Below are 11,600 nucleotides of genomic sequence, written 5' to 3'. Positions count from 1 at the left end.
GGAGAGCCGCGGCACGCAGCGCCACTCCCTGCTGCCCGCCGCGGCGGAGCAGCCCTGTCAGGAGGCGCCGCTGCCCGGCAGTTAGCCGCACGCCCTGCTGGGGCCTCTTCCGGCGCACGCTGCTCATTACCAACGCAGCGTACCCCTGAACGGAATTACTCCGGTTGGCTTAGTCGGGTGCAGCAGTGCAACGAAGGTCGTCCGGCTCGACACGGGGGGCGGTGCGCCTGTCGTCCACGTGCCTCGTGCGGATGGAACGGCCCGGCCGGTCCCACTTGATGCGGGGGCGCTGAAGGAGGCCGTGGCGAGGCTGGCTCCGGGGCTTCGGTTGTCACCGAGGGCCCAGGATGCGGCCCGGCGACTCTTCGAGGTGGAGCCCCGGAGCGGTTCGTACCTGGTGGATGTGCGGCGCCGCCGCATCACGCCGCTCGGGCCGGGTGAGCACCTGTCCTCCGAGCAGACGCAGCCTGACGTGGAGATGACCCGCGCCTACTTGCGCTGGTGCGGACGGACCGGACGGGCCGGTGACTGCCTGGGACTGCTGAAGGAGAGCCCGGTCATCACGGGGGACGCGCGCTTCGCCCTGGCGCTCGCGTTGGCGAAGGGGGCGGTGCTGGACGAGCTGTGGGACGCCGTGAAGGACATGGCGAATCCCGAAGCGCTGATGCAGGCCGCTCTGTGGACAGCGGTCACGTATGCGCTGCTCTGGACCGTGCCGGAGCCCGCGACGAAGGGCGTGGCGGCGGTGCTCACGGCGGCGCTCATCGGCTACGTGGGCATCGACACGTTCTGGGCCCTCATCCAGGGCTTCCAGCACCTGATGGCGGAGTCGGATGCGGCGCTGACGTTTGACGAGCTGCGCGGAGCGGGAGAGCGATTCGGCAAGGTGATGGGCCGGCAGGCGGCACGGGCCTTCGTGATGCTGGCGACGGCGGCCATTGGAAGCACGGGGGCGACGCTTGGTGCGAAGCTCCCGGGCCTGCCAGGGGTGGCCCAGGCCGCCGTACGCGCCGAGGCGGAGGCCGGCGTGGTCTACGCAGCCATGGGGCAGGTCGAGACGGTTGCCATCGCCGCGGACGGATTCACACTCGGCCTCGCGCCAGGCGCTGTCGCGATGTCATCGAATGGGCCGGTGAAGTCCCGCGTCAAGGCGTGGAAGACCTTCAGTGGCTTCAAGAAAGCGATGGGGCCTGCGGGCAGCGGAAAACAATGGCACCACATCGTCGAGCAGACGCCCGGAAACGTGCAGCGCTTCGGGCCGGAGGCCATCCACAACACCGAGAATGTCATCGCCATTGATGAGCAGAAGCACAAGTTGCTCAGTGCGTTCTACTCATCCGTGCAAGACGCTGCGGGAGGTCGAGTCGTTCGAGAGTGGCTTCGGGTGCAGTCCTATGAAGCACAGCGGGCATTCGGACTGAAAACCATGAGAAAGTACGGAGCCATTCCATGAAGACAAAGGACCTCAAGACGCTGACGCTGGAAGAGTTGATCGTGCGCTTTCGCGAGGTCTCAGCGAAACACGGTCGATTGTTGAACGCGCTCAACACTCGCGCCGCCAACAAGGAGTACAAGCACGCGGCCGCCGTCAGGCGAGAGTTACGAGCGCGCGGGACTGAGGCGGAGGCGGCCTTGCTGGGTTTGCTCTCCGACCCCGAGGAAGGAACGAGATATTGGGCGGCGACAGCTGCCTTGCGGTTCGCCTCCAGTGAGGCAGAGGCGGTGCTCTCCATGTTGTCTACGCCTGCGTCGAGCCTGATGGGTCTCAGTGCGGCCATGACCCTTGATGCGTGGAAGAACGGAGCCCTTCCCCTGGAAGAGTAGGACTGTTCCAGTGAGCGGGCCGGAGAAGCAGTTGGTGATGACTCTGGAGGGCTTGGTCAGGCAATTTGCGGACAACGTCGCCGCCCAGACCGACGCGATCTGGCAGGGCGACGCGAAGACCGGGAACCGATGCGCGAGGAAGTACATCTCCGCTTTCGAGCAACTCCGGGCGCATGGGGATGCAGGCCGCGAGGCACTCACGGTGCTTTTCAGTCATCCAAGGATGGATGTGCGAGTCATGGCCGCAGCCTACCTGCTTCGCTACCGGACGCATGAGGCACGCGAGGTCTTGATGGAGGCGGCCAGGGGCGAAGGACTCGTGCCATTCAAGGCAGGGCAGACCTTGAAACGCTGGGATGAGGGCACCTGGGCCCTGGATCCGGAATAGCGACGAGGGCGCTCAGCCCGCCATCCGCGTCCAGTCATCCTCGTGGGCAAAGAGCTTCACACCCTTGCGTTCGCAAACCTCCGCGTGCACCTGGGCGGCGGGGCCTCCCACCCAGAGGGGCAGCCCTTTGGGCACCGCCTCCTGGATGCGCGTCAGCACATCCTCGAACACCGTGGCCCCCCGGTTCGTCACCGCCGACAGGCCCACCACGTCTGGCTTTGCCCGGGCCACCATCTCGCCCAGTCCTTCCGTCGGCACGCGCTGCCCCAACAGCGTCACCCGCATGCCCGCGTGGCGCAGCCGCAGCGCAACGCCCAACAGACCAATCTCGTGCTCCTCCTCCGGGAAGCACGCCAGCACCGCGTGCTTGCGTCCTCCCCGAGGGGCACCATGCAACAGGCTCACCAGCCGCTCGCGCACCACCTGCGTCACCAGGTGCTCCTGCGCGACCGTCAACGTGCCCGCGTGCCAACGGTCGCCCACCTCGCGCTGCACCGGCACCAGCACGTCCTCGAAGGCCTTCAACGGCGGTAGCGCTGTCAGCACCTCGTCCAGGATGCGCACGACGCGGGGTTGGTCATACGCCTCGGCCGCGGCCATCACCGCCGCGCGCCACGTCTCCGGCTGCGACCCGGTCCGCGCCTGAAGATTCTCGATGGGCGGGGAAGGCGCCACGTCCAGCTCCGCGCGCAGCTGGGGCAGAAGCTTCGCCGCCTCGCTGATGGCAACACCCTCGTCCGTCAGCGCCTTGAGCCGCTTGAGCAGGGCCACGTCGCGGTCGGTGTAGACGCGATAGCCCGCGGGCGTGCGCTCCGGCTCGAGCACCCCGTAGCGGCGCTCCCAGGCCCGGATGAGCTCCACCCGGACTCCCGACAGCTCCGCGGCGATGTGGATGCGATAGGTGCGCTCAGCCATGGTGTGCGTGCTTCACGGTCGGTTCTGCGCGTTTCGCGCCTGCTGCCAGACGGCGATGAGCTCCTCCGCGGACTCCGCGTACTGCGCGCCCAGGGTGAACAGCGTCTTCAGGTGCTCCCGCGCCCCAGGCCCGCCTACCACCACCGGCACCGGCGCGCACGCATGCATCGCTTCGGACAACACCGAGACGAAGTCGGCCGAGTCCCGGCGGCGGATGAACGACAGCGACACCAGGTCCGGGCGCACCTGCAAACAGGCCCCCTCCAACGCCTCCGCGGGCGTGTCCGCCCCCAGCAGCGTCACCCTCCAGCCCCGCGCCTTCAGGTGCACGCCCAGCGCGAGCAGCCCGCCCTCGTGGTGGTCCCTCGCCGGACACGCCAGGACTCCCCGGGGCCCTTCGCCCACACGCTCCATCCCCGCCAGCAGCATGCGCAGCCGATGCCGCACCAGCGCGGACGCCATGTGCTCGCGCGCCACGTCCAGGCGCGAGGTCATCTCGCGCAGCAGCGGAATGAGGACGGTGTCGCAATACGTGGTCGCGGACAGCCCCACCTGGGCCGCTGACAGCGCCGCGTCCGCGGCCTCCGAGTCCAGCACCATCACCGCCGCCCAGAAGCGCTCCACATGCCGCGCCGACGGAGAAACGGACGTCCGGGGCTCGTCGCGCACCTGGGCGATGGCCTCGCTCACCGAGAGGCCCCCTTCCATCAGCTTCGCCACCCGGCGGACGGCCTCCACCTCGTCGCGTGAATAGACGCGGTAGTTGTTCTCGCTGCGCTCCGGGCGCGGGAAGCCATGGCGGCGCTCCCAGGCGCGCAGGGTGGCCTCGCGGATGCCAGTGAGCCGGGCGATGGTGCGGATGCGCAGGCTCATGGGCTCAAGCCCCGTGCGCGGTCCCAGCGCTCCGCCACGCCTCGCGCCCCCGCCATCTTCCGCGTGAAGCCCTCCAGGCTCGTGGCCTCGGATACCCGCCGCACCACCGTCTCCAGCCCGCTCTGGAAGCGCTCCAGCGGACCGGCCTCGTGGACCTCGCCCACCTCCAGCAAGACGTCCGGACGCTCGTGCTCGAAGAAGGCGTAGCGGATGGCGATGGGCACGCACTCCGCCTTCGCCGCGCGGGCCAGCAGCTCCACGCCGCGCTCCAGCTTCAGCGGGTGGACACCGAAGGGCCGGTGCTCGCCTTCCGGAAAGACACACACCGCGGCGCGCGGCTTGCGCAGCAACTCCTTCGCGTACCGCAGCGAGGACAGGGACGACATCGCGTCCTGCTTGCGGATGCTGAAGGCGCCCATCTTCGTGTGGAAGGGATAGCGGCGGAGGTTCTCCTCGTCCATGAGGCAGTACCCGTCCCAGCCCGCCGCCTGGCAGAGTTGGTGCAGCACGAAGCCATCCCACCAGTTGGAGTGGTTCAGGTAGACGAGCCGGCCCACGCCGTCGGTGGGCAGCTCGCCGCGCACCCACAGGCCCCGGAACGTCGAGCGAACCTTCCACCCGATGTACCGGTCCACTGCCCACCCGAAGGGCCCACCCTTGGCCGCGCGAATCAAGACGCCCGAGCCTCCCGGAGCCGCAGGAGCGCCGTGAACAGCGCGAGCCCCAGCGACACCAGCACGCTCGTGATGAGGAAGAAGAGGATCTCCTCCAGCGGCACGGCGCCGATGTACACGCCCACGTGGCGTCCCTCGCCGAAGTTCCAGATGCCGGTGGAGATGGCCAGGTGATCCGCGATGGACAGGTACACGCCCACGACCAGGGCCGGGGGCAGCACCGCGCGCAGCACCTCTCCCGAGCGGGACTTGTAGTGGTTCACGAGCACCGCCAGCTGGATGGCGATGACGGGCAGCGTCCACGCCAGCAGGTGGATGAGGTACGCCCAGCGCGTCTCCATCATGGCGACACCTCGGAAGGCTCCAGGGTCCGCTCCGCGCGGACGGACTTCTGCTCGTGAGCCACGGACTGAGGCTTCTTCGCCAGCACGCGCTCCAGCCGGTCGCGCGCCCACAGTCCCACGAGCAGCGTCTGGAGGCCGAAGAAGAGGTACTCCTCCAGCGGCAGGTAGCCCAGCTTCACGCCCCAGATGCGCTCCGGGTCGAAGCCCCACAGGCCCCACTTCACGGCCATGTTGTCCCACGGCGACGTGGCCGCGTAGACGACGATGAACAGCAAGCCCATGGGCGCGAGCCCGCGCCACGACAGCGTGCGGCGATAGCGCACGAGCAGGAACAGGATGGGCAGGACGACGAAGATGCCCAGGAAGCGCGCGTAGGTCATCCCGGGCCTCCACTCCACTGCGACGCCACCCGCACCATGCGTCCCCCAGCTTCCAGCGCGTAGGTATGGCCGCGCCAGGTCACCCTTCCCTGCCGCGTCAGCGAGGCCGCGAAGGCCGCGAGCAGCAGCAACTCACCCTGCATCCAGTCCGTCAGCGCGTGGCCCCGGTCCACTTCCGAGGGCACTCGGCTCAGCGCGGCGAGGCGCAGCGACAGCAACGTGCGCACGGCGACGAGCGCCGCCACCGCGAGCCACACAGCGGGCTCATGAAGCCACGCGGCCAGGAGCAGCAGCGGCACGGTGGGCGTGAAGAGCAGCGGCACGGTGGGATACAGACCGGGCCGGTGGCTCGCGAGCACCTGCATCCAGCGCGTGAAACGCTCCAGCGGCACGCGCCACGACGTCCCGTTGGCGACAGGCACCCACGCGGGCGCGGGGCTCAGGGCCACGTCCAGGCCACGCGAGTGCAGTCGCTTCGCCAGCTCCAGGTCCTCGCCAATGTGGTCCGACAGTCCGACCAGTTCTTCCGCCGCGCGCGGTGACAGCCCGAGCGCCTTGCCGCACACAGCCTGCGCGCCCGCGCTCATCGCGTGCAGCGCGCGGAAGCTGTGATGCGTGTAGCGAAGCAGTCCCGCCATCGCGCGGCCCGCCGCGTCCATCGCGCCCACGGGCGTGGGAGCAGCGGTGCTCAAGGCGGCGCCGGCCACGAGCGGAGAGGCCAGGCCCTCCACCAGCGCGCCCGTCACCGCCACGTCCGCGTCCACCGCGAGCACCACCCGTCCGCGAACATCAAGCGTCTCCAGGGCGTAGAGCAGATGGCCCACCTTGCGGTTGGGGCACACGGGGTCGCTCGGAAGCCAGCGCACGCCCTCGGCCAGGCGCGGCCGGTATGGAGACAGCACCACCTGCTCCAGCGGTCCCGCGTAGTCGATACGGTGCGCCAGGTTCTCCAGCTCCAGCGGCGTGGGCGCATCCACGGGGCGCAGGAGCAGCACGGAAGGCAGTGGCCCTCCGACCGTCACGGTTGCACGGCGATACAGCCGAGCCAGCGCCACCGCGCTGAAGCCACCGGCCATCGCCGTCCACCCGAGCGTGAAGAAGCCGAGCGCGTTCATGGCGTCCGCCCCTTGCGCTCGCATGAATGCAGCGCCTGCCCACGCGCGTTCATGGCGCGATTCGAACGCCGTGCGCACTCATGCCGACGCATGGCCGCCTTCATGCCGCCCTCCCCACGCGCGTGCGGAAGTGCGCCATCCAGCGGATGAACGGGGAATGGAAGCGGCGGAAGTCCGCCACCTCGCCCATCGTGTCCAGCGTGTCCCGCCGCGACTCCAGGCGCGCGTAGAAGGGCGACGACTCCAGCAGGTGCGGTACGCCTACCACCTCGTTGCCCGTGTGCAGCTTCGAGGGGACGCGCAGCCCCCAGCCCGTCAGGTTCGTGGGACGCGCCTCGGGGTTCGGGCCACGCTCGCACACCACGCCATTCGCGCCCGCAATCATGCGCACCGGCGCCACGCCGTCCGGCAGGTGGTAGTCCACCACCGTGTGGTTCGCGTGGTGCGTGCGCGCCCAGTGCCAGCCGGACAGCCGCGCGCCCAGCAACTCCTGGCCGTGGTTCGTGTCGTGGTAGCCCATCCCCTCCGCCGTCACGCCCAGCGTGGACACCTCCAGCCGGGCCTCGGAGCGGGGCGCCAATGCCTGCCAGTAATGCGGCAGACCCGGCATGAGCTGCACCTCCGTGCCCCGCCCCGTCAGCGGCCGCAACGTCAGGCTGGCGCGCACCGGACGGCCCCACGGCGCCGTCCCGTCATCCACGTCCATGCGCACCGTGCCATCCACCGCGTGCGTCAACGTGGAGCGGCCGATGCGCAGCCGTCCCGGCCCCTGCATCTCCACGCGCGGGTACTCGCTCAGCACCCACAACTTGCGCACACCCTGGTGGTAGAGCGCGAAGTTCACCGCGCTGTACGCCAGCGGATGGCCTCCACGCCGGGCCGCGACGGAGTAACGCGGCGAGAACAACGACCCCAGCATGAAGATGCACACCGCGCTGTACGGCCCTGCGCTCACGTCCGCGTAGAACCAGCGGTACGCCCCCGCCATGTCCGGCAGCGCGGGCAGCGCGCACGACTCCGCCGCGCCGGACAGGAGGTTCTGCGCGAGGACGGACTTCATGCGACCTCCCGCAGGTGCGCGGACGCCATCTGGGCCGCGAACCGGCCCGACAGCATCACCAGCGGCACCCCGCCGCCCGGGTGCGTGCCGCCGCCCGCGAAGAACAGCCCCGGCGTGCCGCCCCGGATGCGCGGCCTGCGGAACGGACCGAAGCGGCCGTGCGGCAGGAAGCCGTAGATGGAACCACCCGGAGCCCCGCGCGCCGCCAGGTCCACCGGCGAGCGCTGCCCCACCACGCGCACGCGCCCCTTCAACGCCGGGTAGTGCCGGACGAGCTTCTCGAACATCTGCTCGCGCACGCGCTCCGCGTTGGATTCCCAATCACGCCGGGCCTGCTCCGCCCTGCCCTCCTCCAGCGGCATGGCCGGCGCGTTCACCATCACGAACAACCCCGTGCGGCCCGGCGGCGCCATGCTCGAATCCGTGGCGGACGGGTTGCAGACATACACCGTGGGATCCGTGGCGAGCTGACCCGCGAAGAGTTCATCGAACTCCTTCCGGTAGTCCCCGCCGAACATCACCGCGTGGTGCGGCACCGCCGTGCGCCCCTCCACCTCCAGGAGCAGCACGAAGCCGGACAGCGACAGCGGCTCCGACTCCCGGCGCAGTGACGCCAGCGGATCCGCGTTCACCACCACGCTGTCGAACACCTCCGCGACCGGCTCCACGCGGTAGCCCTCGGTGATGCGCTCGAAGCGCGCGCGCGTGTCCAGGTGCACCGTCACGCCCAGCCGCCGCACCGCCCGCCCCAGCGCCTCCACCAGCGCGCCGATGCCGCCTCGCACGTGGTGCACGCCATACGCATGTTCGATGTGCGGGATGAGCGCGAACGCCGCGCTGGACGCATACGGCGACCCGCCCGCGTAGGTGGCGAAGCGCCCCGCGTACTGCCGCAGGTGATTCGTCTGGAAGTGCTTCGCCGCCAGCGCATGCAGCGTGTCCATCTTCATCCCGGCCAGCATCGCGCCAATGCCCCTGCGAGCCACGCGCGCCATGAAGCCGGCCATGCCCTCGAAGGGGGCTTCCAGGTAGGGCTCGCCCGCCGCGCGCCAGATGGCCGCGGCCTCCGCGTAGAAGGAGTGCACGCCCTTGCGCTCCACGGGCCGCAGCTCCGCGGCGCTGTCCGCCATGCGCTCCAGGTCCTTGTACGCCGTGAAGCCGCACCCGTCCGTGAAGTGGTAGGTGCACTGCGGCTCCAGCTCCGCGAACGGTGGCAGTAGATCCAGCGCGCCCAACTGCTCGAACGTGCCGCGCACCAGCGCCGGCAACGTGAGCAGCGTGGGGCCCGTGTCCAGCGTGAGCCCCTCCACCATCACCGCCTGCGCCTTGCCGCCCAGCGTCGGGCCGCTTTCGAACAGCGTCACCGCGTGGCCCTCCTTCGCCAGGAGGCCCGCGGCCGTCAGCCCACCAATGCCGCCGCCAATCACCGCCACGCGCGAGGCCTTCATCGCGAGCCTCCCGTGCCCGTGGGCAACAGCGGCACCGGCGCGGACGGCAGGGCCAGGGGCGCCTCCGGCAGCGCGGCCCGGGGCCGAAGGAACACGGTCGCCGTCAGCTCCAGCTTGCGTGCCGTCGTCGTGTGCGCCCGGCCGCTGAACACGTCGTAATCCCGCGCCTCGATGTCGCGCAGGATGTCGCCGTAGATGGAGCCCATCAGCCGCACCATGCGCTGGCTGCCAAAGCCGGTGAGGTAGCGCACGCCCGCCGCCGCCCGCGCGTAGTACGCCCGCGCGCGCTGGATTTGAAAGCGCATGAAGTCGCGCCACTTCGCGTCCACCCGCCCTGCACGCAGGTCATCTTCGGTGATGCCGAAGGCCCTCAGCTCCTCGGAGGGCAGGTACACCCGGCCGCGCTCCAGGTCCTCGCGCACGTCGCGCAGGATGTTGGTGAGCTGCATCGCGCGGCCCAGGTCCGCCGCCGGCTCCACCGCGCGAGCGTCCACGCAGCCCAGCACCGGCGTCAGCATCAACCCGACCACACCTGCAACCCGGTAGCAGTACAGGTCCAACTCCTCCCACGTGTCGTAGCGCACCTTCGTCAGGTCCATCTCCATGCCGGAGATGAGGTCCTGGAAGGGCTGCTCGGGAATCCGGTAGTGGTGGATGGTGTGGCGCAGCGCCGCGAACTCGCTCGGGTCCCACGGCGACGGCGCGTCCGCGGAGGGCTGGCGCGCGGATGGCGGACCCAGCTCCTTCGAGGCCAGCTCCGGCAGCGGCAGGTACACCTCCGCCACGCGCTCGCGAGCCCGGGCCAGGCGCGTCGCCAGGTCCATGGGTGCTTCGCCCGGCAGCGCGCTCTCGCCCGCGTCCACCAGGTCATCCAGCCGTCGGCAGAAGGCATACAGCGCGAAGGCCGCCTTCTTCCGCTGTCCGAAGAGGAGGTACGACGCGAAGAAGAAGCTCTTGGCGTGGTGGCGCGTGACCACCCGTGCGCGCCGGTAGCCCTGAGCGATGAGCGCCGAGGAAGCGGTGACGCTCATGCCGCCACCTCCACCGCCGGAGCGCCCGCGCGAGGCGACAGCGCCACGCCCTGCTTCTGGGCCCACTCCGTCAGCCGTTCGGTGACGAGCCGCGCGGAGATGAGCACCGTGGGCAGGCCCGTGCCCGGCTGCGTGGAGGCGCCCACGAAGAAGAGGTTCTTCACGCGGGGGTCCACGTTGGCCGGACGGAAGGGGCCAATCTGGAAGAAGTTCTGCGCCAGCCCGAACGCGCTCCCGCGCGCCAGGTTGTACGTGCCCGCCCAGTCATCCGGGGTGAAGACGCGCTCCACTTCGATGTCCGCCTCCAGGTCCGGGTACCCCAGCTCCGCCATGCGCTGGAACACCTTCGCGCGCACCTTCGGGCCCTCCACCTTCCAGTCCATCCCCGGGTGCTGATGCGGCACGGGCACCAGCACGTAGAGCGAGTCCTTCCCCTCCGGCGCCAGCGAGGGGTCCGTGCGCGTGGGCACGTTGACGTAGAAGCTGGGGTCCTCCGGCACGCGGAAGCGCTGGAAGATGTCCTCGAACGAGCCCGCGTAGTCCCGGCCGAACATCACGTTGTGATGCAGCAGGCCCGGCACCTGCTTCTTCATGCCCAGGTAGAGCATGTAGCCGCTGGAGGTGAAGCGCAGCTTCTCCCCCCGCTTGAACGGCGCGTCCTTCGGGTCCAAGAGCTTCTCGTACGCATACGGCAGGTCCGCGTTGCACAGGACGGCATCCGCGGACACCACCTCGCCGCCCGCGAGCCGCACGCCCGTGGTGCGCCCGCCTTCGGTGAGGATGCGCTCCACCGCCTGGCCGTAGTGCAGCGTCACGCCCTCCTCGCGCGCCAGGCGCTCCAGCGCGAGCGGAATGGCATACAGGCCGCCCTTCGGGAACCAGATGCCCACGCCCAGCTCCGTGAAGGGCAACAGGCCATACACCGCGGGCGACTCGAAGGGAGACACGCCCAGGTACATGGTCTGGAACGTCATCGCCGCGCGCAGCCGGTCGTCCTGGAAGTAGCGGCTGACGTCCGCGTACATGCGGCGGTGCGCGCGTGCCTTGAAAATCTTCGCCAGCACCCGGGGGGAGAAGTAGTCGCTCACGCCGTTGAAGTTGCGGCCCACGAAGTGGTCCAGGCTGATGCGGTACTGCTCACGGCCCTGCGCCATGAAGGCCAGGTAGCGCTGGAAGCTGCCCGGCTCCACGCGCTCCAGCTCGCGGCCCATGGTGCACAGCTCGGACGTGAAGGTGACGTCCGAGCCGTCGCGGAAGTGCACCCGGTAGTTCGGGTCGCACCGCACCAGCGTGAGGTAGTCCTCGATGCGGCGGCCCAGCGCGCGGAAGGTCTCCTCGAACACCTCCGGCATCAGCACGATGGTGGGGCCCACGTCCCAGGTGAACCCATCCACCTGGAGCTGGTTGCACCGGCCTCCCGGGCCGTGCGTCTTCTCGAAGACCTGGACGTCGAAGCCCTGCCTCGCGAGCCTCGCCGCCGCGGCCAGTCCGCCCACCCCCGCGCCCACCACCACCACCCGCTTGCCCTGTGCGCTCATGACGGTGTCC

The 11,600-nt window shown here is 69.9% G+C and carries 13 protein-coding genes; 3 read left to right on the top strand and 10 right to left on the bottom strand.

The genetic code is table 11. The features are described from left to right. Positions 1 to 301 precede the first annotated feature (301 nt). Genes D7Y15_RS28010 through D7Y15_RS28000 form a run of 3 tightly spaced genes read left to right on the top strand, consistent with a single transcriptional unit; the run spans position 302 to position 2,212 of the window. A complete protein-coding gene (locus D7Y15_RS28010; protein WP_233605112.1) occupies positions 302 to 1,453 on the top strand; it encodes a hypothetical protein in 1,152 nt (383 codons plus the stop codon). Next, positions 1,450 to 1,824: a DUF2019 domain-containing protein gene (locus D7Y15_RS28005; RefSeq protein ID WP_121754491.1), complete on the top strand. Its 375-nt coding sequence runs from the start codon at positions 1,450 to 1,452 to the stop codon at positions 1,822 to 1,824. Before D7Y15_RS28010 ends, D7Y15_RS28005 begins: the two co-directional genes overlap by 4 nt. A gap of 37 nt (positions 1,825 to 1,861) precedes the next feature. After that, entirely contained in the window at positions 1,862 to 2,212 is a 351-nt protein-coding gene (locus D7Y15_RS28000) for a DUF2019 domain-containing protein (protein ID WP_121754494.1), read from the top strand. Between the two features lie 12 nt (positions 2,213 to 2,224). Here the strand turns inward: D7Y15_RS28000 and D7Y15_RS27995 are convergent, their stop codons facing one another. The 10 genes from D7Y15_RS27995 to D7Y15_RS27950 all read right to left on the bottom strand — a co-directional run bounded on the left by D7Y15_RS27995 (position 2,225) and on the right by D7Y15_RS27950 (position 11,590). Next, complete coding sequence (locus D7Y15_RS27995; protein ID WP_121754490.1) at positions 2,225 to 3,127, bottom strand: MerR family transcriptional regulator; 903 nt, start codon at positions 3,125 to 3,127, stop codon at positions 2,225 to 2,227. A gap of 12 nt (positions 3,128 to 3,139) precedes the next feature. Beyond that, positions 3,140 to 4,000 carry a MerR family transcriptional regulator gene (locus D7Y15_RS27990; protein WP_121754489.1) on the bottom strand — a complete coding sequence of 287 codons (861 nt, stop codon included), beginning with the start codon at positions 3,998 to 4,000 and terminating at the stop codon, positions 3,140 to 3,142. Further along, positions 3,997 to 4,674, bottom strand: a complete 678-nt coding sequence (locus D7Y15_RS27985) for a lysophospholipid acyltransferase family protein (protein WP_121754488.1) — start codon at positions 4,672 to 4,674, stop codon at positions 3,997 to 3,999. The genes D7Y15_RS27990 and D7Y15_RS27985 overlap by 4 nt, the downstream gene beginning before the upstream one ends. Then, complete coding sequence (locus D7Y15_RS27980) at positions 4,671 to 5,018, bottom strand: lycopene cyclase domain-containing protein (RefSeq protein ID WP_120618992.1); 348 nt, start codon at positions 5,016 to 5,018, stop codon at positions 4,671 to 4,673. The genes D7Y15_RS27985 and D7Y15_RS27980 overlap by 4 nt, the downstream gene beginning before the upstream one ends. Further along, positions 5,015 to 5,398 (bottom strand): lycopene cyclase domain-containing protein, encoded by a 384-nt coding sequence (locus tag D7Y15_RS27975; RefSeq protein ID WP_121754487.1) that lies wholly within the window; start codon positions 5,396 to 5,398, stop codon positions 5,015 to 5,017. The genes D7Y15_RS27980 and D7Y15_RS27975 overlap by 4 nt, the downstream gene beginning before the upstream one ends. Further along, positions 5,395 to 6,513, bottom strand: a complete 1,119-nt coding sequence (locus tag D7Y15_RS27970) for a glycosyltransferase (protein ID WP_121754493.1) — start codon at positions 6,511 to 6,513, stop codon at positions 5,395 to 5,397. The genes D7Y15_RS27975 and D7Y15_RS27970 overlap by 4 nt, the downstream gene beginning before the upstream one ends. Positions 6,514 to 6,613: 100 nt before the next feature. Continuing rightward, the gene (locus D7Y15_RS27965; RefSeq protein ID WP_121754486.1) at positions 6,614 to 7,573 is read right to left on the bottom strand and encodes a carotenoid 1,2-hydratase; all 960 of its coding nucleotides are present in this window, start codon (positions 7,571 to 7,573) and stop codon (positions 6,614 to 6,616) included. Next, the gene (locus D7Y15_RS27960; RefSeq protein ID WP_121754485.1) at positions 7,570 to 9,021 is read right to left on the bottom strand and encodes an NAD(P)/FAD-dependent oxidoreductase; all 1,452 of its coding nucleotides are present in this window, start codon (positions 9,019 to 9,021) and stop codon (positions 7,570 to 7,572) included. Before D7Y15_RS27960 ends, D7Y15_RS27965 begins: the two co-directional genes overlap by 4 nt. Continuing rightward, on the bottom strand, positions 9,018 to 10,052 hold the full coding sequence (locus D7Y15_RS27955) for a phytoene/squalene synthase family protein (protein ID WP_121754484.1): 1,035 nt from the start codon (positions 10,050 to 10,052) through the stop codon (positions 9,018 to 9,020). The genes D7Y15_RS27960 and D7Y15_RS27955 overlap by 4 nt, the downstream gene beginning before the upstream one ends. Continuing rightward, complete coding sequence (locus D7Y15_RS27950) at positions 10,049 to 11,590, bottom strand: NAD(P)/FAD-dependent oxidoreductase (protein ID WP_121754483.1); 1,542 nt, start codon at positions 11,588 to 11,590, stop codon at positions 10,049 to 10,051. Before D7Y15_RS27950 ends, D7Y15_RS27955 begins: the two co-directional genes overlap by 4 nt. Positions 11,591 to 11,600: the final 10 nt, after the last annotated feature.

This window comes from Corallococcus sp. AB030 (genome assembly GCF_003668965.1).
Taxonomy (GTDB): Bacteria; Myxococcota; Myxococcia; order Myxococcales; family Myxococcaceae; genus Corallococcus; species Corallococcus exiguus.
The sequence above is the reverse complement of the archived record's forward strand: the minus strand, read 5'-3'. Positions and strand labels throughout refer to the sequence as shown.

Coding starts and splice junctions, on each gene's coding strand:
- D7Y15_RS27980 (WP_120618992.1), bottom strand. CDS start 5,018: ATGATGGAGACGCGCTGGGCGTACCTCATCCACCTGCTGGCGTGGACG.
- D7Y15_RS28005 (WP_121754491.1), top strand. CDS start 1,450: ATGAAGACAAAGGACCTCAAGACGCTGACGCTGGAAGAGTTGATCGTG.
- D7Y15_RS28000 (WP_121754494.1), top strand. CDS start 1,862: ATGACTCTGGAGGGCTTGGTCAGGCAATTTGCGGACAACGTCGCCGCC.
- D7Y15_RS27960 (WP_121754485.1), bottom strand. CDS start 9,021: ATGAAGGCCTCGCGCGTGGCGGTGATTGGCGGCGGCATTGGTGGGCTG.
- D7Y15_RS27970 (WP_121754493.1), bottom strand. CDS start 6,513: ATGAACGCGCTCGGCTTCTTCACGCTCGGGTGGACGGCGATGGCCGGT.
- D7Y15_RS27990 (WP_121754489.1), bottom strand. CDS start 4,000: ATGAGCCTGCGCATCCGCACCATCGCCCGGCTCACTGGCATCCGCGAG.
- D7Y15_RS27965 (WP_121754486.1), bottom strand. CDS start 7,573: ATGAAGTCCGTCCTCGCGCAGAACCTCCTGTCCGGCGCGGCGGAGTCG.
- D7Y15_RS27975 (WP_121754487.1), bottom strand. CDS start 5,398: ATGACCTACGCGCGCTTCCTGGGCATCTTCGTCGTCCTGCCCATCCTG.
- D7Y15_RS27950 (WP_121754483.1), bottom strand. CDS start 11,590: ATGAGCGCACAGGGCAAGCGGGTGGTGGTGGTGGGCGCGGGGGTGGGC.
- D7Y15_RS27995 (WP_121754490.1), bottom strand. CDS start 3,127: ATGGCTGAGCGCACCTATCGCATCCACATCGCCGCGGAGCTGTCGGGA.
- D7Y15_RS27955 (WP_121754484.1), bottom strand. CDS start 10,052: ATGAGCGTCACCGCTTCCTCGGCGCTCATCGCTCAGGGCTACCGGCGC.